Here is a 20,563-nt window from a genome sequence, read left to right as displayed (position 1 = left end):
TCTCCGTTGCGGCATGATCGCCGCGGGGGGAAATCGTCATGAACAAGTTGGGTTTGATCATTGCCTGCGCCGTTGGCGCATTGGCTGTTCCGGCAGTTGCGCAGGACCGGGTGGGTGTTGAACATGTCGCCATGACGCACAGCGGAAATGCAAAGGCGTCTGCGCCTTTCCTGCGTGGCGTCGCACTGCTGCACAGCTTCGAATACGACCGCGCGGAAGCGGCTTTCCGGGAAGCGCAAGCCGCAGATTCGGACTTCGTGATGGCCTATTGGGGTGAAGCGATGACCCACAACCATTCCCTGTGGGATTACCAGGATCGGGATGGTGCGTTGGCGGTGCTGGCCAAGCTGGGGGCGACGCCGGCCGTACGCATGGCCAAGGCCCGTTCCGTGCGCGAAGCGCAATGGCTCGATGCGGTTGAGACACTCTATGGGGAGGGAAGCAAGGAAGAGCGCGACCTTGCATACCTGGCAAAGATGCAGGCGATGTTGGCGCAGGATCCCAGCGATATCGAGGCGCGCGCCTTTACCGGTCTCGCCATTCTCGCCTCGTCGCATGGTGGTCGCCAAATCCCGGTATTCATGCGCGCTGCAGGGGTACTGGAAGAAGGCTTTATGGAGCACCCGAAGCATCCGGGTCTCCTTCACTATCTGATCCATTCCTATGACGATGCCGACCATGCCCCACTGGGCGCACGCGCGGCGGCACGCTACGCCGTCGTCGCGCCCGATGCCGGTCATGCACAGCACATGGTAAGCCATATCTTCCATGCGCTGGGTGACTGGGAATCGTCGGAGAAGGCCAATATCAACGCCGATGCGGTAGTCGATCGCCAACGCGTGGCAGCGGGGAGGGGCCCATCCTTTTGCGGGCATTACAACGAGTGGCTCACCTACGCATTGGTCCAGCAGGGCAAGGATGCGAACGAGATCGTCAATGGCTGCCGTGCGCAAGCCGAAGCCCAGATTGCGCAAGGCCCCAAAGATAAACTCGGCTGGGGTGCGGCGAGTAGCTATACCGGGATTGCGCTTTCGAACGGTGTCACCACGGGGAACTGGCCGCAGCCGATGGAAGGTATCGACGATGGCTTCCTGCTGGCACGCTACGACCTGGCCTATGCACGACTGCTTCAATCCTTCGGTAGCGCATCGGCGGCAGCTGCGGCGCTTGCCGACATGAAGTCGCTTGGATCGCAGGTTGAAGAGGCACTCAAGCAGGAGGATCCGCTCAATACTTGGTTCATGCCGTGGTACGAACGGCAGCTGGCGCAGGGCGAGGCTGTGGTCGCACTGTCCTCGGGGCACAGTGATGCTGGACTTGCTCTGCTCCGTACCGCGGCGGAGGCCGAGAGCGCGGTTCCCGCTGTCTATGGCCCGCCGCCCATGGCCAAGCCCAGCTGGGAATTGCTCGGTGAACAATTGCTCGAGGCTGGGCGCAAGGATGAAGCGGCAGAGGCGTTCCGCCGGGCATTGGCGTTTGCGCCGGGGCGGCGGTTGTCACTGCAGGGTTTGGCTGCCGCTACGGCAAGCGGAACCTAGGTCAGCCAGCTTGCAATCGCTTTTCCTTGCGGCACTATGCGCCGCAAGGGAGAGACTCATGTTTCGAATGACACTTGCCGCCGCGCTGCTTGCAAGCACCGCACCTGCGCTTGCCGCCACCCACACTATCAAGCCAGGCGATGGCGCGCAGGAACGCTTGCAGGAAGCGCTGATCCTTGCTGAGCCGGGAGATGAGATCGTACTGGCCGCCGGACGCTATGCGATCAACGACGGGCTCAGCCTCGATGTCGAGGGCGTGACCATCCGCGGCGCGGGCATGGACGGCACGGTACTCGACTTCACCGGGCAGCAGGGCGCGGGCGAAGGGCTGCTGGTCACCAGCGACAACGTCACCCTACGCGATTTCGCGCTGGAGAATCCCAAGGGCGACGGGATCAAGTCGAAGGGCGCAGACAATATCGTCTACTACCGCATCCGGGTGACCTGGACCAATGGGCCGGCCGCCACCAACGGCGCCTATGGCCTCTATCCGGTCGAAAGCGACGGCATCTTGATCGATGGCTGCAAGGTAACGGGCGCTTCCGACGCAGGTATCTATGTCGGTCAGTCGAACCGCATCACCGTGCGCAATTCGATTGCGGAGGCCAATGTCGCCGGGATCGAGATCGAGAACAGCCGCAATGCGCTGGTCGAACACAATATCGCCACGCGCAATACCGGCGGCATTCTGGTGTTCGACCTGCCAGGCCTTCCGGTGATGGGCGGTGGCAACGTCATCGTCGCCAACAATCTCGTTGTGGCCAATGATACGCCCAATTTCGCACCGCCGGGCAATATCGTCGCCGGTGTGCGCCGCGGTACCGGGATCATGGTCATGGCCAATGACCGGGTGCTGGTCGAGAACAATATCCTGTCGGGCAACCCGACCGCCCCGATCATGGTCGTCGCCTACCCGCAACACTATGACGATCCGCGCTATGAGCCGATCCCGCGCAATGTCACGATCGGGGCGAACCTGATCGATCAGGGCGGCTACGATCCGCAGATTGATGGCAAGGAAGCCCTACTGGCGGCATTCGGCGGTGAACTACCGCCGCTGCTGTGGGACGGGCTGGGCAATCCGGCGACCACGCTCGCGGTGGCACCGGGTATCGTCGGCTGGAACCTCAACCTTCAGGAACAGGGTCAGGGTCTCGCCGACGCGCAGCCGACCTTGATGCAGAATGCACCACGCCCTGTCGATGTGTTCTACCGCGAGGGGATCGGCGCGCCCGTGGCGCTGGACGAGAGGCTTGGCGGATGAGGCATGCAGCCTGGGCGGCCTGCGCCGCGCTGGCCCTGGCTGGTGCGCTGGCGGTGCAGGCCACTCCAACTGCAGCGGTAAGCGAAGCAGCGATCACTGAACCGGGGTTGCCGCGCGCGCTGTCCGAATTCGGCTTCTTTGCGGATGCTGGGGCGCAGGTTCCAGCGGCGGGAGTGATGCCCTATCGACTCAACACCCCGCTCTATTCGGACGGGGCAGAAAAGCTTCGCTTCATCTATGTTCCCAAGGGGGCAAAGGCGTTTGCGCGGGGTGAAAACCTGCTCGATCTCCCGGTCGGCACTGCCCTGATCAAGACTTTCGCTTTCCCGGTAGAGGGAAAGCGCCGCCTGATCGAAACACGGGTGCTGTTGCACCGTGCGGACGGCTGGTTGGCGCTCCCTTACCTGTGGAACGAGGAGCAAACCGAGGCGCGGCTGGCAGTCGCTGGTGCGCGGCTCGACCTCGTTACGCCCAGGGGTGAGGCGATCAGTTACCGTGTGCCGAACAAGAACCAGTGCAAGGAATGCCATGGTCTCGACGGCGCGGTGACGCCGATCGGACCCAAGGCGCGGAATCTGTCACATGACTGGTTGCAGGGCATGGTTTTAGCGGGTCACCTCGATGCGATGCCGCAGGATGATGACCAGCTGCCACTTTGGGAAGACCGTGAGAGCGCGCCTTTGGTCAAGGCCGCACGCGCTTATCTCGACGTCAATTGCGCGCATTGCCATCGCCCAGGCGCAACCGCCTCGAACAGCGGCCTCGACCTGCGCTGGGAACAGCAGGATTCGCATGCGCTGGGGATCGGCAAGCGTCCGGTCGCGGCCGGGCGGGGGGCAGGCGGATTCCTGTTCGACATCGTCCCCGGCTCACCTGATCATTCGATCCTGCCCTATCGTATGTCGACGACAGAGGGAGGGATCGCCATGCCTGAGATCGGCAAGTCGACAGTCGACGAAGAAGGGCTCGCGGTGGTGCGCCGTTGGATCGAGGAGATGGCCCCATGAAGCGGTTCTTGCGTGTCCTGGGCATAGTCGCCGCCCTGTTCGTGGTCGGTTTCTTTGTCTTGCGCGTGCCCGATACCGATCCGGACGCGATGTGGGCGAAATATGGCGGCTCGCCATCGCAAAAACTCGATTTTCCCGATGGCCGCACCTACCACATTCGCGATGAGGGACCGCGTGACGCGCCGGTGATCGTGCTGTTGCACGGCTCAAACGCCGACCTGCACACTTGGCAGAAATGGACCGAAGCGCTCGACAATCACTACCGCGTGATCCGTTATGACCAGCGCGGCCACGGCCTGACCGGCGCGGTTCCCGATGATCGGTACGATATCGATGCTTTCGTCGAGGACGTCGACCAAGTGGCCGACGCGCTCGAGCTCGAACACTTTACGCTCGTGGGCAATTCGATGGGCGGCGGGATCGCCATGGCCTATGCCCAAGCCCATCCCGAGAGGCTCGATGCTCTGGTACTGGTCGATGCAGGCGGTGCGCCGATCGAACGCAAGGGCGGCGGCAACATCATCTTCAATCTCGCGGGCAAGCCGGTGATCGGTGACCTCCTGAGCCAGTTCCTGCCACGGTCGTTGGTTGAGAAGAGCTATTCGCAGAGCGTTTCAAACCAGACCGTGGTTACTGACGCGGCAGTCGATCGTTACTGGGAACTGGGACGCTATCCGGGCAACCGCGCCGCGACGCGCCAGCGCTTTGGTACTCCACGCCGAAGTTTCGCTGCTGAGCAGGTGGCTGCGATGCAGGTCCCGACACTGGTCATGTGGGGTGAAGAGGATGCACTGATCTCCTTCGATGCCGCGAAATGGTACATGGCCAACCTGCCGAACGCTACGTTGGTTGCTTACCCGGGGATCGGGCATATTCCAATGGAGGAGACCGCCGATCGCAGCGCTGCCGATCTCGAAGCGTGGCTTCAGAAGATCTTGGCCCGCGGGACAAGCAATATCGGGGTCTAGGTGTGCCCGTTTAGAGGACTTCCGCGGTTTCAACCGTGGATCGTTGCGACTTTTCGGCGACACCGCGGATTTTTTAGCCGAAATTAACCATCACCCCCTTGCTGCATCGACTGCCGGGTTCATTCTCCCTGCTCCACTTCATGGGGGAAGGGACTCAGATCATGAATAGCTTTATCGGGCGTGGTGCGGCCATTGGTGCCATTGCGCTTGCCGCCGCTGGTTCGGTTTCCACCGGTACTGCCCAATCCACGCCGGCCAAGGGCACCAAGATCGAAAACGCCTACATCTGCGTTTTCAACCCAGGCCTGGTCACCAAGAGCAACGTTCGGGCCGAGGCGGTGCGGTCGGCCAGCACCGCTGGCGGGCAGGTGGGCTTCACCTATCGCAACACCATTCGCGGCTTTTCGATCAACGCTTCGGCGCAGGGTGTGGCAAGGATGCAGGCGAACAATCCGCGTATCGCCTTTTGCGAACAGGACCAGTTGATGACCGCCGATGCCCAAGGGAAGGGTAAGCCTGGCGGCGGCGGTGGGACTCCTCCTCCAGAGACCGATCCCTGGGGCGTCGTGCGCGTCGGTGGTGGCCTGACCGGCAGCACCAGGACGGCTTGGGTGATCGACACTGGCATCGACTACGATCACCCGGACCTCAACGTCGACACAAGCCGCGCGGCAAGCTTCACCCGCGAAAGCGATGGCAACGATTTGAACGGACATGGCAGCCATGTGGCCGGCATTATCGGCGCCAAGCGAGGCAATGGCATCGGGGTCTACGGTGTCGCACCGGGTGTCAAGGTTGTGCCGGTCAAGGTGCTGACCCGCAATGGGTCAGGCTCGAACAGCGGTGTGATCGCTGGCGTCGAATATGCGGCCGATAATTTCGCTGCGGGCGATGTGGCCAATATGAGCCTAGGCGGCGGCTTCAGCCAGGCGCTTAACGACGCAGTTGAAACTGCAGCAGACCTGGGCCTCAAGTTCGCGCTTGCAGCAGGCAATGAGAGCACCAGCGCCACCACAAAATCACCCGCTTCGGCGAACGGCCCGAATATCTACACCATCTCGTCATTCGCTAAGGGCGACAAGTGGTCGAGCTTCTCGAACTACGGCAATCCTCCGGTTGACTTTGCCGAGCCCGGATCGTCGATTTACTCGACCTACAAGGATGGCGGTTATGCCACACTGTCGGGTACCTCGATGGCCAGTCCTCACGCGGCCGGGTTGTTGTTGCTCGGCGCTATCCGCAGTGGCGGACAGGTGACGGGCGACCCTGATGGCAAGCCCGATACCATCGGGGTGAATTGACCATCCTGGAATCGTGACGGACCGCGCGGCATGCGTCGCGCGGTCCTTTCTTTTTGCCGATAACCGCTGTGGTTCGCGCTCTGTTCACGTTGTCGCGTGGCGGTCGGTCTCCTAAGCCTCCCGCCACCGATGGAAAGAGCCCGCTACGCCGCTGATCCCGCAAAGAGCCGCGGGCGCGAATTCGCCGAGAACCGTGATGGTTCACGAGGGCCGCGGAGCGAATTCCAGCGTGATCGTGACCGCATCGTCCATTCCATCGCATTCCGTCGCCTGCGCTCGAAGACCCAGGTCTTTATTGCGCCCGATGGGGACCATTATCGCACCCGCCTGACGCATAGCATCGAGGTCGCCCAGATCGGCCGCGTAATCGCGCGCGAACTGGGACTGGACGAAGATCTTACCGAAGCCTTGTGCCTGGGGCACGATATCGGCCATCCGCCGTTCGGTCATGCCGGCGAAAAGGCACTGGAAGAGGCGATGGTCCATGCCGGCGGCTATGACCATAACGCGCAGGGCATTCGCACGCTGGCGCGGCTCGAAAGCCCTTATTGCGAACATGAAGGGCTAAACCTGACCTGGGAAACGCTCGAAGGGCTCGCCAAGCACAATGGCCCCATTGCGGCACCCAATTGGGCACTGGCAGAGATTGACGAGGCTTTTCCGCTCAACCTAGGGGAGTGGAGTTCGCTTGAAGCGCAGGTCGCCGCGATTGCTGACGATATCGCGTATGACAATCACGATATCGACGACGGTTTGCGGGCCGGCTTTCTCGATCTCGACGACCTGCTCACGCTCGACCTATTGGCCGATCAGTGGCGCTCTGTTGAGCGACGTTTCCCGCACGCCAGCCGAGAGCGCCAGCAACGCGAGCTGGTTCGGACGCAAATCGGGCTGATGGTCAATGACGTCCTGACCCATACGCGCGAACAGGTGCGGGGGCTGTCCAGTGAAGCCGAGGTGCGGTCGGCAGGCAAGGCGCTGGCTTCTTTCACCCCGGCCATGCGCGAACAGGAGCGGCGATTGAAGGGCTTCATGTACGAGAGGCTCTATTACCACCCAGAACAGATATCGACGGCCGAACGCGCGCGGGATGTCATCGCGCGGCTGTTCGTCGCCTACAGCCAGGACGCATCAACCATGCCGGATAGCTGGTTGGCGCAGTTGCCCGCGGGTGAACCCATGCGCAGCCGGCACATCGCCGATTTCATTGCCGGGATGACCGATCGCTACGCCATCGACCAGGTTCGCCGAATCTATGGGCGCGCCCCTGAGGGATTGAGCAATGTTTGACCCCATGCGTATCGCTCTGGTCGGGGCAACGGGCCTGATAGGTGGCAAGGTTATGGAAGCATGCATCGGCCGCGAGGACCTGCGGCTGACCGGCATTGCGCGGCGTGAGGCGCCGCTGCCCAAAGGCATTCGCATGGAGTTGTTCGTGGCCGAGCCCGATCGGTGGGGGGAGGTGATCGAGGCAGTACGTCCCAAAGCGATCATCTGCGCGCTGGGTACCACGTGGAAGAAAGCGGGACAGGATGAGGCGGCGTTTCGCGCGGTCGATCACGATTTGGTCCTGGCAGTCGCAAAGGCGGCCAAGGCGCATGGTGTAGAGCGGTTCGTCTACATCAGCTCCGTCGGAGCCGATCTCGCGTCCAAGACCTTCTATTTGCGCGTGAAGGGTGAGGTCGAGCGTGATCTCGCCAAGCTGCGGTTCGACCGGCTCGATGTGCTACAGCCGGGCCTCCTTTTGGGGAATCGAACCAATGATAATCGACCAGCCGAACGGCTGGGTATTCTCGCGGCACCCGTGCTGAACCTCATGTTGCAGGGGGGAATGCGCAGATACCGCGGCATCCGCGCGGAAGCGGTGGCCGAAGCCGCGCTGGCTCTAGCCAAGCGAGCGGCGCGGGGCCGCTTCGTGCATGACAACGACGCGATCCTGCGGACAGCCCGCACGCTGGCCAAGCCCGAACAGACATAGCATCTCAGGAACAGGGAAGGGGCATGATCGGACTGGCAACACGGCTATTTGCCTTCTGGACCGTTGCCGGGACTATCCTCGCGTGGTTCGCTCCGCCGTTGTTCTTGTGGGTGGTCGATCCACGTTTCGCACTGCTGGGTCAGCCGCTGGTCAGCGTGATGCTGGGCGTGGTCATGTTGGGAATGGGCATTTCCCTGACCATTGATGATTTCAGGCGCGTTTTGAGGCTGCCGGGCGCGGTTCTGGCCGGCGTTGCATTGCAGTTTACGATCATGCCTCTCGCAGGCTTTGCCTTGGCTAAGCTGTTGGGGCTGGAGACTGGGCTTGCGGTCGGTCTAGTGCTGGTCGCCTGCTGTCCGGGCGGGACGGCATCCAACGTGGTTGCCTATCTGGCCCGCACGAATGTCGCCCTGTCGGTTTCGATGACCATGGCTTCGACCATGGTTGCGGTTTTCGCGACGCCCATGTTGACCAGCCTGTTGGCCGGCGTGTTCGTTGAGATCGATCGATGGGCGCTCTTCCAGTCCATGATCGCCGTGGTCCTGGTGCCGGTCGTTGCAGGGGTTACGCTGCGCTCGCTGCTTCCCCGCGTGACGCAAAGGATCGAACCGGCCGCCCCGCTTGTCTCCATTCTCCTGATCGTGCTGATCGTTGGCGCGATCGTTGCCCGTTCCAAGGAACTCATCAGCATGCATGCGGGCAGCCTGCTGCTGGGGCTGTTCCTGCTCCACGCGACCGGTTTTGCGCTAGGCTATATCCTTACGCGCCTGTTCGGTTTTGACGAGCGCGTCGCGCGTACGGCGAGCATCGAGGTCGGCATGCAGAACAGCGGACTCGGTTCGACCTTGGCTGCCGCTCCAAGCTTCGCGGCGCAGTTTGCCAACCCGATGCAGGCCGCGCTTGCCCCGGTTCCCAGCGCAATTTCGGCAGTCTATCACGTGGTCCTGGGCAGCCTTTTGGCAAGCTGGTGGCGGCGAAGAATGGAAGGGGAGAGTTGATCCATGTGGGATGTAGCGTTCAGCCTGGCTAATGGCCTGGCGATGATCATGTGGGTTGCGCTGGTCCTCCTGCCACGCTGGCCCGCATTACTCGCGGCGATCCTATATGTCGGGGTAGGGCTGCTGTGCATGGCCTATGCCTTCGGACTGGTAGGGATATTGTGGGGCGTGCTCGACCCGGTCGGTGGCGGTCCTTCGGCGAATTTCAGCAGCATTGAGGGCGTACGGGCGATCTTCGCCAGCGATGGTGGGGTAACCATCGGATGGATCCACTACCTTGCCTTCGACTTGTTTGTCGGTTTGTGGATTGCACGCGACGCCGATGCGAAGGGCTTTACCCGTTGGGTGCAGGCGCCAATCCTGCTGGCGACCTTCATGGCGGGCCCGCTTGGCCTGTTTTTATGGTTGCTCATCCGGGAAAAGCGCGCACGTGCGCAGGGACGGTGGGAATAGTTGGTTGCAAGACGCAACCGACATGCCATGATGCTACCCGAAGCTGAAAACAGCGGAGGGGATGAAGGTGGAGAAGCAGCGGCTGACTTTTGATGAGCTGATCGGGCATTGGGCGCAGGAAAAGCCTGATGCCACAGCGCTCGAACAGGACGGCAAGGCGATTACGTTTTCCGAGCTGGAGAATCGCACGCGCAGGATCGTGGCGATGTTGGCCGCGCACGGCGTTACCAAGGGTGACCGGATTGCCTGGCTCGGCAAGAATGCGCGGCATTACTTCGAACTGTTCTATGCCGCAGCGCGCGCGGGAGTCGTGATGGTGCCCATCGGCTGGCGCCTCGCCGCACCGGAAATCGCCTACATCCTGGGCGACACGGGGGCGAAGGCGCTGTTCATCGATCACGACTTCGACGAACTTGCTGCGCTGTCCTGCCGTCAGATGCAGTCACCGCCCGAGGTGATCGATACTCCGACCGCGATGATGGAAATCGCAGCAGCGCCGGCGGATGAATTTGAACCAGCCGGTCCCGACGACGCAGTGCTCCAGCTGTATACCTCGGGAACGACAGGCAATCCCAAGGGTGCAGTCCTGACCAACCGCAATCTCTTTGCCCTGCGCATGCCCGCGGAAGAGGCTGGCCAGCCTTGGTCGAAGTGGGATGAGGACGAGGCTATCCTCGTCTGCATGCCCTGTGCGCACATCGGTGGCACCGGGCTGGGGATCATGGCGGTCGCCGCGGGCATCCGCGGCATCGTGCAGACGGAATTCACTCCGCTTGGCGTACTCGAGGCGTTCGAACAGGGCATCACCCGCCTGTTCATCGTCCCTGCCGCACTGCAGATGGTGATCCACCACCCGAGGGCAAAGACGACCGATTTCTCGGCGGTGAAATACGTCATGTACGGTGCCGCGCCGATACCGCTCGACCTGCTGCGTGAGGCGGTGCAGACCATGCCCGATGCCGGCTTTCTGCAATGCTATGGCATGACTGAGACGACCGGCACCATCGCCATGTTGCCGCCCGACGATCACGTGCTCGACGGGAATCAGCGCATGCGCAGCGCGGGCAAGGCGGTTCCCGGGACAGAGCTGAGGGTCGTCGGCGAGGACGGACAGGAATTGCCGCGCGGTGAAGTCGGCGAACTGATCGTCAAGAGTCCGTCGAACATGGCGGGCTATTGGAACCTGCCCGATGCAACCTCATCCGCGCTGATCGATGGTTGGATGCACACCGGTGACGCGGCCTACATGGATGAAGACGGCTACGTCTATATCCAGGACCGCATGAAGGACATGATCATCTCGGGTGGCGAGAACGTCTATCCGGCGCAGGTCGAAAGCGCGATCTACGGGCACCCCGCCGTGGCCGAGGTGGCGGTTATCGGTGTTCCGGACGATACCTGGGGCGAAGCGGTCAAGGCCTGTGTTGTGCCCAAGCCTGGCGCTGACCTGGATCCCAATGACATAATCGCCTGGACGCGCGAGCGTTTGGCCGGGTTCAAGGTGCCCAAGTCGATCGATGTCATCGATGTCCTGCCACGTAATGCGAGTGGCAAGATCCTGCGCCGGGAACTGCGTGCGCCCTATTGGGAAGGGCGTGACCGACTGGTCAACTGAATGCCCAAAATGAAAGCACCCGCCTGTAGGCGGGCGCTTTTTATCCGGCGTGAACTTGGCTCAATTGATGGCGTCGTCGCCCGCCTGACCGACGGATTCGATGTCGCGACCAAGGCCCTTGACGGTATTGCAGGCCGCGGTGCCCAGGGTCATGGCGGCGAGGCCGAGTACGATCATGATCTTGCGCATGTGTGATCCTTTTCCGAAGGGCGCTGTCATAAGTGCTATTGCGAGGAAACGGGTTGTACCGCTCGCGGTTCCCGCTGTCCAAGCCGATGTTCGCGCCACGCGATCAGGGCGCCTGCGCCAATGACCAGCGGTGCGCCAAGCCAAGTGGTGGCCGGGGGTAGACGGTCCCAGATCAACCAGCCATAAATGGTCGCCCAGACCAGCGAGGAGTAATCCATCACGATTACGCTGGCGACCTGGCCGAAGCGTAGCGATGCGGTCAACAGGAGCTGCGCGAAACAACCCAGTGCACCTATCGCGATGAGCAGCAACCATTGTTCGAGGCTGTGGTCGGTCACGAAGAACGGCAGGCCGACGGCGAAGACCAGCGTCGACCATGCGGAAAACCAGAACACGATTGCGATGGGTTCATCGGTTCGACCGAGGTCGCGCAACTGGATCGAGATAAGGGCCACCATGAATGCAGCACCAAGCCCCACCGCAATGCCGGTGGCCGGCATATGCGATTGGCCCGGCTGCACGATCACAAGGATGCCCAGGAACCCGGCGATCACTGCACCCCAGCGCCACGGCCCGACGGTTTCCGACAGGAGTATGACGGAAAGGATCACCGCGAATATCGGCGTGGTAAAGCTCAAGGTGGTGGATTCGGCCAAGGGTAGCAGTAGCGGCGCGCCAAAGGTCATGATCATGCCGACGATACCCAGGATTGCGCGGCGCAGGTGTGCCGACATCCGCTTGGTACGCAAACGGGACAGCTGCCCATGCGCCAAGAGCCACAGGCCGATCATGGGCACGGTCAGCGACGCGCGCCAGAACAGGATTTCGCCGAAGCGGACGCCGGTTTCCGCGGTGTATTTGACCAGCATCACCAGGGTTGACAGCACGAGGGCGGCACACAAGCGCAGCACCAGCGCCAAAATGGGCCGGTGATGGGGGTGGTCGGGCGCAGCCGTCATGTGGTTGGCGAGTAGCCAAGCCGTGCTGTGATGCAAACCAAGAGATTGTAGGCAGGAAGATAGACACCCATATGACGCGCCGTGCATGTGCCCGACGCCATCCTTTTCGCCAGCGACGCCGACCTGCTGGCGATGTGGGGCGCGTTGCTCCTGACCTTGGCGGCAATTTGTTCGATGATGGAACGGCGCCGATTGCGGCGTGCGCAGATTAACCGCATCGGATGGGTGCCGTGGACCGGGCTACTGCTCACCTTCGCCGTGATTGGCTTCGGCTTGCTGGTGGTTGCCCTACCGGTTGTGCTGACCGACTGAGTTGTGCGGCGCGCGCGGTGCGCGTGAACGCATTTCCATCCAGGACTGGATCAGCAGCGCCTCGAAGTGGCGTTCGCGCTGGAGATCGCGCAAGACTTCGCCCTGTCGCTTGCTTGAACCGGAGTGAGAGAAGAGTTTCTGAGACATGACATCGTCCATTCGATGCCATGTTCATAGCCCAATGCTGCGTCACATGATTGTAAGCCAACGCCGTCTCGTGGCACTGGCTGGTTCGTTCTCGGATTAGAGGCAGGCCTCGAGATAGGCCTGGTCGAAGCCGAACTGGCGTGCCTTCTCGAGCGTGTAGGGACGCAGACCGCTCGAACGGAACTCGCCAAGGATCTTCCCGTCCTCGCTCTCGTCGAGATACTCGAACTTGAACAGCTCCTGCGTGACGATGACGTCGCCTTCCATCCCGATAACTTCGGTGATGTTGGTGGTGCGACGCGAACCGTCGCGGAGGCGTTTCACCTGCACGATCAGGTCGACGGACTCCGCAATCTGGCGGCTGATCGCCTCCTTCGGAATCTTGATGTCGCCCATCAGGATCATGTTTTCCATACGGCCCAGGCACTCGCGCGGGCTGTTGGCGTGGAGCGTACACATGGAGCCATCGTGGCCGGTGTTCATTGCAGCAAGGAGGTCGAAGCACTCCGCGCCACGAATTTCGCCCAGGATGATGCGGTCTGGGCGCATACGCAGGGCGTTCTTCACAAGGTCGCCGATGGTGATAGCGCCCTGGCCTTCGAGGTTCGGCGGGCGCGTTTCGAGCGGTAGCCAGTGCGGCTGTTGCAGACGAAGTTCTGCCGCGTCTTCGATCGTCAGCACGCGTTCGCCCGGATCGATCATCTTCGACAGGGCGTTGAGCATGGTCGTCTTACCGGAACCCGTACCGCCGGAGATGACGATGTTCATGCGGCACGCGCCGGCGATCTTCAGCGCCGTTGCCATCTTCTCGCTCATCGAACCGAAGTCCTTGAGCATGTCGATGGTGATCGGCTTCTCGGAGAACTTACGAATTGAGATCGCGGTGCCGCGCAGTGACAGCGGCGGTACGATCACGTTCACGCGCGACCCGTCTTTGAGACGCGCGTCAGCCAGCGGCGTGGTCTGGTCGACGCGGCGGCCGACCTGGTTCACGATGCGCTGCGCAATCTGGAACAGGTGCTGTTCGTCGCGGAACTTGATCGGCGCGATGACCAGCTTGCCCTTCTTTTCGATGTAGGTCTGGTCCGGCCCATTGACCATGATGTCCGACACGTCGGGGTCGTTGAGCAGTTCTTCCAGTGGGCCGAAGCCGAGCAGTTCGTCGACCAGCACCTTTTCCAGCGCGAACTGTTCGCGGCGGTTGAGGGTGACCTTGAGCTCGGCCAGCACTTCCATGATGATCGGGCGGAATTCCTCGGACAGTTCGTCCTTGGTCAGCGTGGCTGCCGCTTCCGGATCGACTCGTTCGAGCAGGCGCGGAAGCACCTGTTCCTTTATCTTGTGGACGCTGGCCTCGAAGCCGCCAACCTGCGATTCACCCGAATGATCGGTGTTCATCCGGTCATCGAGGCGCGACATGGCGTCAGCGGCATTCTTGGGATTCGACGTCGGAGCCGGAGCGTTTTCAGCCGGGATCGGCGGGAACTGCTCGCCGCCCTGCGGAGTGCTCGGCGCAGGCGCGCCGCCACGCATCGGGCGGGCAACGCCAAACTGCGGACGAGCGCCGGTGGCCATGCCTGCCGGTCCGTTCTTCCGTCCGAATGCGCTCATTCCATTACCCCCGGGGAGACTCTTGATTCGTGGTGCGCCTGCCCAACCGGAAACCGGCAAGACCTGCATATCTTGCAGTGGTGAATAAGTTAGAAACCTTGTTTTTTCCTTAATTCCCACCTTGTCGAACGGCCGAAAAATGGGCTCCCGGAGCCGCTTGACCAGAGCGGCGTAGCGGTGGACGGGTTAACGGCTCGTCACTACCGTGGTCGGGTAATCCGTCCCTGTGGTAGATCGTTCGTCGATTGACATGATATCGTGATATGATATCTAGATATCAATGACTCGTATTCTCGCCGATCTGCCCGATGATGACATCAAATGGCTCGACCGTTTGGCGGAAGAGCAGGGCAAGTCCCGTGCGGCAATCCTGCGCGAGGCGGTAAGCGCCTATCGTGGCGATGCGACGAAGGATGGGATCGAAAGGTACTTCGGAATTTGGAATGACCGTAGCGATATCGGCGATGCCGTTGAATGGCAGCGCCGCGAAAGGGCGGGCAACACACGACCCTGGGACGGCGACTATCATGAGGTCAGGGGTGAGTTTCCTGACCTCTTCGATCATGTCGACGATCGTGAACATGGCCGCCACCAGGTCTGGCTCGACGCCAAGAACGATAGAAGCCGTTCGTGACCGAGGCCGTATTCGACAGCAGCATTCTGATCGATGCGCTGCGCGGCGTCGAGCCGGCGCAGACGGAGCTGACCCGCTACTCACAGCGATACATCAGCCGGGTGACCTGGGTCGAGGTAATGGTCTGCGCCTTGCCTGACGATGGTGTGCGGGCAGAAGCCTTCCTGGATCACTTTCGCGTTATCGAGGTGACCGAGGATGTTGCCCGGCAAGCAGCAGTCTTCCGTTCACAGCGCCTGCGGCTTAAGGCACTTGATGCCATCATACTGGCATCGGCCCAGAGCACCGGGCGTATTCTCGTGACTCGCAACACCAAGGATTTCCCGGCAGAAATGCCCGGTATCCGCATTCCCTATACACTCTGACAGGACAATCATCGCATGTGCGGAATCATCGGTATCGTCGGCAAGGAAGCGGTTTCGGACCGGTTGGTCGATGGCCTGAGACGGATGGAATACCGCGGCTATGACAGTGCCGGTATCTGCACGGTTGATGGCGGAGCGCTGGTTCGTCGGCGGGCGGAAGGGAAGCTCTCCAATCTCACGCGAGTGCTTGCTATGGAGCCGGCCTCGGGTGACATCGGCATCGCCCATACACGCTGGGCGACGCACGGTGCACCTACAGCGAAGAACGCGCATCCTCACGCGACCGGCCATGTGGCGCTGGTCCACAATGGGATCATCGAGAACTTCAAGGAGCTCAAGGCCGAGCTGACGGCGGCGGGCCGCAAGCTGGAGAGCGAGACGGACAGCGAGGTGGTCGCGCATCTGATCTCGATGCAGATTGAGGCGGGCGTCAGTCCGCGCGAAGCCGTAAGGGAGGTGTTACCGCGCCTGCGTGGTGCCTTTGCCCTGGCCATCGTCTTTCGGGACCATCCCGACATGCTTATTGGCGCCAGGCGTGGCTCGCCGCTGGTGGTCGGCTTTGGTGAAGGGGAGACCTATCTCGGCTCCGATGCGCTGGCACTGGCGCCGCTGACCCAACGGATATCCTATCTCGAAGAAGGCGACTGGGTCGTTGTCACGCGCCAAGGTGCGGAGGTTCACGACGAATCCGGCGAACTTGTTGAGCGCGAGGTGCAGCTTTCGGGGGCTTCAGCTGCGGCGGTGGAGAAGGGCAATTTCCGCCACTTCATGCAAAAGGAGATTTTCGAGCAGCCGACGGTGGTTGCCCAGACGCTGCGATCCTATCTGCGTCAGGCTGACAACTCTGTGGCGCTGCCCCAGTTCGACTTCGATATTTCGGCGGTACGGCGCGTGACCATCGTTGCGTGCGGTACATCCTATTACGCTGCGATGGTCGCGAAATACTGGTTCGAACAGTTTGCGCGAGTCCCAGTCGACATCGATTTCGCTTCAGAGTTCCGCTACCGCGAACCGGTGCTGGAAGAGGGCGGGCTGGCACTGTTCATCTCGCAGAGCGGTGAGACCGCCGATACGCTGGCAGCGCTGCGACACTGCAAGGCGATGGGGCAGACGATCGGGGTGGTGGTCAACGTGCCGACCAGTTCGATGGCGCGCGAGGCGGATTTGCTGCTGCCAACCCATGCCGGTCCGGAAATCGGCGTGGCTTCAACCAAGGCCTTCACTTGCCAGTTGGCGGTGCTCGCTGCGCTAGCTGCCCATATGGCGGTAAAGAAGGGGCTGATGTCGCGGGCCGATGAGCAGGAGGTGGTCGAGCACTTGCTCGAGGCACCGGCTGCCCTGAATGCGGCACTGGACCATGATGACGATATTTCGTCGATGGCGCACCTGATCGCGCCGGCGCGGGACGTGCTTTACCTGGGGCGCGGGCCGGACTTTCCACTGGCGCTGGAAGGCGCCCTGAAACTCAAGGAAATCAGCTATATCCACGCCGAAGGTTATGCTTCAGGTGAAATGAAGCACGGCCCGATTGCGCTGATCGACGAAGCCGTTCCGGTGATCGTCCTGGCACCGTCCGGGCCACTGTTCGAGAAGACCGTTTCCAATATGGAAGAGGTCCGTGCGCGCGGTGGCAAGATCGTGCTGATTTCCGATGCCGAAGGCCTTGAACAGGCTGGCGAGGGATGCCTGGCCACCATAGAAATGCCGCGCGTCCACCCGCTGATCGCGCCGCTGGTCTATGCCATTCCGGTACAGTTGTTGGCCTATCATGTTGCCTGCGTGAAAGGCACCGATGTCGACCAGCCGCGCAATCTCGCCAAGTCGGTAACGGTCGAATGAATGCCCTATTGCGGGCCACGCTGGAGTGGGGCTTTCGACAAGGGCTATGCGGGGGTGCTGTCGTGCCCGGTTACGCAGTGCAGGAGAGGCCGTAACCCTTGGCGTAGACGGTGAAATTCCGGCCGAACTAAGGGCGGAATTTTACGGAGGGATAACCATTTCGCATTAACCGTGCACGGGTGAGCGAGCGCAATTCGGATAATCAAGTGTCCAAGGCGACACTGTCGACCAGGCAGGCCATCGGGCTTGATACGCCTGCTGGCACCGATTGGGCGCGCGTCCATGGCTACCAGTATGCGCTGATCCGCAGCCGAACGACCGCTCGTGTCATTGTCCATGCGCTCGCCTTCGCGTTTTGCGTCGCGACAATGTGGGGAAGCGTCAGCCCATTGCTGCTTGCAGCGTGGGGGGTGGCGCTTGGTCTGGCCGTGGTCATGGCTGCGTCGGAAGACAAGACCGCGGCTACCGCAGACATCGCCAACTACGGTGTCGAGGATATGCGGCGCCACGCCGTATGCTCAGGCGCCAAGGGCGTGGTCTGGGCGATCGGCCTAATGGTATTCGCCAGCGTCGGGCATGGCGAAAATGCCGCACTGGTGTGGAGCATCGCCGCCGCGCTCGTGCTCGTTTCAGCGATCAGCCGCTTCAGCGCTCCGCTGAGTTCAATCGTCTTCACCTGCGCGGTTGGCTTCGGCGGCCTGATTGCAGCTCTCATCACCTTCAACGTCACCCTGGCGGTCGTGGTTCTGGCAACGGTCTTTTTCGCGGTCTTCGGCTTGATCGAAAATGCACGCGTCGCTGTCGAGGCGCGCATTGGCGAAGCGGCGATCCAGGAAAAGAGCGAAGTCGTTTCCATGCTGCTGCGCGAGTTCGAGGAGAACCAGGCCGACTGGCTGTGGCAAATCGATACGCGGCGGCGGCTCAAGGCGGTTTCGCCGCGTTTCGCCTTTGCCCTGGGCAAGACGGCTTCGGAACTTGAAGGCATGTCCTTCTTCGAACTGATCGCAGGAACCAGTTTGGGCAATGCCGGGAATGGTGAGGGTCTGCGCGATTTCGCCGACAAGCTGAAGCGCAAGGAACCATTTTCCGATCTGACGGTCAGCGTTTCGCTTGAAGGCGGACTACGCTGGTGGGAATTGTCGGGCACGCCGATCATCGATGAGAACGGCCTGTTCCAGGGTTGGCGCGGCGTTGGTTCCGATGTCACAGAGAAGCGGGAGTCCTCCGAAAAGATCGCTTATCTCGCCCGCTACGATACGCTCACAGCGCTGCCCAATCGCCTCATGCTCAACGAGGCACTGGGCGAAGCACTCAAATACGCCGAGCATTGGCGCACGCGCTGCGCATTCCTGATGATCGATCTTGATCGCTTCAAGGCGGTCAACGACTCGCTTGGCCACCTGGTCGGTGACCGCATGCTCGCGCAGGTCGCGAGCCGCCTGAAAGGGATGATCCATGAGGGCGAGATTTGCGGGCGTCTCGGCGGTGACGAATTCGGCATCGTGATACGCGACGCGTCTGACAAGCGTCGCATCGATGCGCTTGCCCGGGCAGTGATCCAGCGCCTTTCCGAGCCGTATGAGATCGAGAACCAGATCCTCTATGTCGGCGCCAGCGTAGGTTCGGCCATCGGGCCGCGCGATGGCCATACGGTGGAAGAGCTTCTGCGCAATGCCGACCTTGCGCTCTACCGCGCCAAGGATGCGGGCGGCGGCGAACATTGCGACTATGAACCGCTGTTGCACGCCAACGCCCAGGAAAAGCGCCAGCTTGAACATTCTCTGCGGAGTGCACTGGAGAAGAATGAGCTGCTGCTTCACTACCAGCCGGTAGTCGATGCAATCACCGAAGAAGTCGTAAGCTTCGAAGCGCTGGTTCGCTGGAACAGCAGTGAGCACGGATTTGTCAGCCCGGCCAAGTTCATCCCGCTTGCGGAAGATACCCGGCTGATCGTGCCAATCGGCACCTGGGTCCTGCAACAAGCCTGCAACGAAGCGGCAGCCAGCTGGCCAAAGAACGTCAAGGTCAACGTCAACGTTTCGCCTGAACAGCTGCTCGAACCCGAATTCGCGACAACCGTTGTGCGGGCGCTGTCGCAAAGCGGTTTGGACCCCAATCGGCTCGAGATCGAAGTGACCGAGAGCATCTTCCTGCGCGATGCCAGCGTCGCCCGAAAGGCGCTGGAACAATGCATTGCGCTGGGTTGTTCAGTCGCACTCGACGACTTCGGAACCGGCTATTCCTCGCTCGGCTATCTGCGCAAGCTCAAGTTCTCGACCATCAAGGTCGATCGTAGCTTCGTGCAGGGCGCTGCCCAGCATAGTCCGGAATCACTGGCAATCATCCGCGCGGTCGTGGCCATGGCGGACAGCCTGGGCATGACCACCACCGCAGAAGGGGTGGAGAACGATGAGGAAGCCCAGATGATCCGGCAATTGGGCTGCACCAAGATCCAGGGCTTCCACTTCGGCCGCCCGATGACCGCGGTCGATGCTCGCCTGGTCTTTGCCCGCACCCATGGCGGGCCAGAGCGCAAGCAGGCCTGATCAGGCCTCGACCAGAGCCTTCACAGCACTTTCGAACAGGGCTGCGCCATCGGTACCGCCATGCGCAATGTCGATTGCGCGTTCGGGATGCGGCATCATGCCCAGCACATTGCCGGCAGCGTTGAGCACGCCTGCGATATCACGGGCCGAACCGTTGACCGCTTCGGCGTAGCGAAAGGCAACGCGGCCTTCGCCCTCAAGCTGGTCGAGCGTCGTGTCGTCGGCGTAATAGTTGCCGTCGTGATGGGCGACCGGGATGGCGATGGTCTGGCCGGCCTCATAGGCCGACGTAAACAGCGACTGGCTGTTCTCTACCGTCAGTGCCACCGTGCGACAGATGAAGTTCTGGCCCGCATTGCGCAGGAGCGCGCCGGGCAGAAGGCCGGCTTCGGTCAGTACCTGGAAGCCGTTGCAGACGCCCAGCACAGGTACCCCGCGGTCCGCCGCGGCCTTGACCGATTGCATGATCGGGCTGTTGGCGGCCATGGCCCCCGAGCGCAGGTAGTCGCCGTAGGAGAAGCCACCGGGCAGGGCGATGAAGTCCAGCCCATCGGGCAATTCCGCATCGGCATGCCACACACGCAGTGGGGCGCTCCCTGAAATCCGCTCAATCGCCACCGCCATGTCGCGGTCGCAGTTGGAACCGGGAAAGGTGATGACGGCGGCGCGGAAGCTCATCAGGCGGCCTTCTCTATGCGATAGTTTTCGATCACCGTATTGGCGAGCAGCTTGCGGCACATCTCGTCGAGCGCTTCGTCGCTGGTCCCGTCGGCCACGTCCAGTTCGATCAGCCGCCCCACGCGGACTTCCTCGACGCCAGAGAAACCCAGGCCCTCTAG

General features: G+C 61.7%; 20 protein-coding genes. 15 read left to right on the top strand and 5 right to left on the bottom strand.

Going from position 1 to position 20,563, the window contains the following annotated elements:
- Positions 1-38 precede the first annotated feature (38 nt).
- The 10 genes from AAFM29_RS02220 (at position 39) to AAFM29_RS02175 (ending at position 11,122) form a co-directional block, all read left to right on the top strand.
- Positions 39-1,538 carry a hypothetical protein gene (locus AAFM29_RS02220; protein ID WP_341711196.1) on the top strand — a complete coding sequence of 500 codons (1,500 nt, stop codon included), beginning with the start codon at positions 39-41 and terminating at the stop codon, positions 1,536-1,538.
- Positions 1,539-1,596: 58 nt separating this feature from the next.
- Positions 1,597-2,802 carry a parallel beta-helix domain-containing protein gene (locus AAFM29_RS02215; RefSeq protein WP_341711195.1) on the top strand — a complete coding sequence of 402 codons (1,206 nt, stop codon included), beginning with the start codon at positions 1,597-1,599 and terminating at the stop codon, positions 2,800-2,802.
- Positions 2,799-3,809: an SO2930 family diheme c-type cytochrome gene (locus tag AAFM29_RS02210; protein ID WP_341711194.1), complete on the top strand. Its 1,011-nt coding sequence runs from the start codon at positions 2,799-2,801 to the stop codon at positions 3,807-3,809. The genes AAFM29_RS02215 and AAFM29_RS02210 overlap by 4 nt, the downstream gene beginning before the upstream one ends.
- Positions 3,806-4,777, top strand: coding sequence for an alpha/beta hydrolase (locus tag AAFM29_RS02205; RefSeq protein ID WP_341711193.1), 972 nt, complete (start codon positions 3,806-3,808; stop codon positions 4,775-4,777). The genes AAFM29_RS02210 and AAFM29_RS02205 overlap by 4 nt, the downstream gene beginning before the upstream one ends.
- Before the next feature lie 161 nt (positions 4,778-4,938).
- On the top strand, positions 4,939-6,078 hold the full coding sequence (locus AAFM29_RS02200; RefSeq protein WP_341711192.1) for a S8 family serine peptidase: 1,140 nt from the start codon (positions 4,939-4,941) through the stop codon (positions 6,076-6,078).
- Positions 6,079-6,207: 129 nt separating this feature from the next.
- The gene (locus AAFM29_RS02195) at positions 6,208-7,368 is read left to right on the top strand and encodes a deoxyguanosinetriphosphate triphosphohydrolase (RefSeq protein ID WP_341711191.1); all 1,161 of its coding nucleotides are present in this window, start codon (positions 6,208-6,210) and stop codon (positions 7,366-7,368) included.
- Positions 7,361-8,056: an NAD(P)H-binding protein gene (locus AAFM29_RS02190; RefSeq protein ID WP_341711190.1), complete on the top strand. Its 696-nt coding sequence runs from the start codon at positions 7,361-7,363 to the stop codon at positions 8,054-8,056. The genes AAFM29_RS02195 and AAFM29_RS02190 overlap by 8 nt, the downstream gene beginning before the upstream one ends.
- A 23-nt stretch (positions 8,057-8,079) precedes the next feature.
- Positions 8,080-9,054: a bile acid:sodium symporter family protein gene (locus AAFM29_RS02185; protein ID WP_341711189.1), complete on the top strand. Its 975-nt coding sequence runs from the start codon at positions 8,080-8,082 to the stop codon at positions 9,052-9,054.
- A gap of 3 nt (positions 9,055-9,057) precedes the next feature.
- On the top strand, positions 9,058-9,507 hold the full coding sequence (locus AAFM29_RS02180; RefSeq protein WP_341711188.1) for an ABA4-like family protein: 450 nt from the start codon (positions 9,058-9,060) through the stop codon (positions 9,505-9,507).
- A gap of 67 nt (positions 9,508-9,574) precedes the next feature.
- Positions 9,575-11,122 (top strand): fatty acid--CoA ligase, encoded by a 1,548-nt coding sequence (locus AAFM29_RS02175; RefSeq protein WP_341711187.1) that lies wholly within the window; start codon positions 9,575-9,577, stop codon positions 11,120-11,122.
- A gap of 60 nt (positions 11,123-11,182) precedes the next feature.
- Here AAFM29_RS02175 and AAFM29_RS02170 read toward each other — a convergent pair whose 3' ends face one another.
- Both AAFM29_RS02170 and AAFM29_RS02165 read right to left on the bottom strand, forming a co-directional pair.
- Positions 11,183-11,311: an entericidin A/B family lipoprotein gene (locus AAFM29_RS02170; RefSeq protein ID WP_341711186.1), complete on the bottom strand. Its 129-nt coding sequence runs from the start codon at positions 11,309-11,311 to the stop codon at positions 11,183-11,185.
- A 35-nt stretch (positions 11,312-11,346) separates the two neighbouring features.
- Entirely contained in the window at positions 11,347-12,270 is a 924-nt protein-coding gene (locus tag AAFM29_RS02165; RefSeq protein ID WP_341711185.1) for a DMT family transporter, read from the bottom strand.
- An 87-nt stretch (positions 12,271-12,357) separates the two neighbouring features.
- On the opposite strand from AAFM29_RS02165, the gene AAFM29_RS02160 reads away from it, so the two are divergent.
- Positions 12,358-12,582, top strand: coding sequence for a hypothetical protein (locus tag AAFM29_RS02160; RefSeq protein WP_341711184.1), 225 nt, complete (start codon positions 12,358-12,360; stop codon positions 12,580-12,582).
- Positions 12,583-12,825: 243 nt separating this feature from the next.
- Here AAFM29_RS02160 and AAFM29_RS02155 read toward each other — a convergent pair whose 3' ends face one another.
- A complete protein-coding gene (locus tag AAFM29_RS02155; RefSeq protein ID WP_341711183.1) occupies positions 12,826-14,340 on the bottom strand; it encodes a CpaF family protein in 1,515 nt (504 codons plus the stop codon).
- 280 nt (positions 14,341-14,620) lie between these two features.
- Here AAFM29_RS02155 and AAFM29_RS02150 point away from each other — a divergent pair, with 280 nt between their 5' ends.
- The 4 genes from AAFM29_RS02150 to AAFM29_RS02135 all read left to right on the top strand — a co-directional run bounded on the left by AAFM29_RS02150 (position 14,621) and on the right by AAFM29_RS02135 (position 19,724).
- Positions 14,621-14,974 carry a ribbon-helix-helix protein, CopG family gene (locus AAFM29_RS02150; protein ID WP_341711182.1) on the top strand — a complete coding sequence of 118 codons (354 nt, stop codon included), beginning with the start codon at positions 14,621-14,623 and terminating at the stop codon, positions 14,972-14,974.
- Positions 14,971-15,339, top strand: a complete 369-nt coding sequence (locus AAFM29_RS02145) for a type II toxin-antitoxin system VapC family toxin (RefSeq protein WP_341711181.1) — start codon at positions 14,971-14,973, stop codon at positions 15,337-15,339. Before AAFM29_RS02150 ends, AAFM29_RS02145 begins: the two co-directional genes overlap by 4 nt.
- 15 nt (positions 15,340-15,354) lie before the next feature.
- Complete coding sequence (gene glmS / locus AAFM29_RS02140) at positions 15,355-17,178, top strand: glutamine--fructose-6-phosphate transaminase (isomerizing) (protein WP_341711180.1); 1,824 nt, start codon at positions 15,355-15,357, stop codon at positions 17,176-17,178.
- A 206-nt stretch (positions 17,179-17,384) separates the two neighbouring features.
- Entirely contained in the window at positions 17,385-19,724 is a 2,340-nt protein-coding gene (locus AAFM29_RS02135) for an EAL domain-containing protein (protein ID WP_341711179.1), read from the top strand.
- Here the strand turns inward: AAFM29_RS02135 and purQ are convergent, their stop codons facing one another.
- Positions 19,725-20,402: a phosphoribosylformylglycinamidine synthase subunit PurQ gene (purQ, locus tag AAFM29_RS02130; RefSeq protein ID WP_341711178.1), complete on the bottom strand. Its 678-nt coding sequence runs from the start codon at positions 20,400-20,402 to the stop codon at positions 19,725-19,727.
- On the bottom strand, positions 20,402-20,563 hold a 162-nt coding region (gene purS, locus AAFM29_RS02125), incomplete at its 5' end, for a phosphoribosylformylglycinamidine synthase subunit PurS (protein ID WP_341711259.1). The genes purQ and purS, both read right to left, overlap by 1 nt.

Origin of the sequence: Erythrobacter sp. (assembly GCF_038133525.1) — a bacterium.
GTDB lineage: Bacteria > Pseudomonadota > Alphaproteobacteria > Sphingomonadales > Sphingomonadaceae > Qipengyuania.
This window is presented reverse-complemented; position numbering and strand designations above follow the sequence as displayed.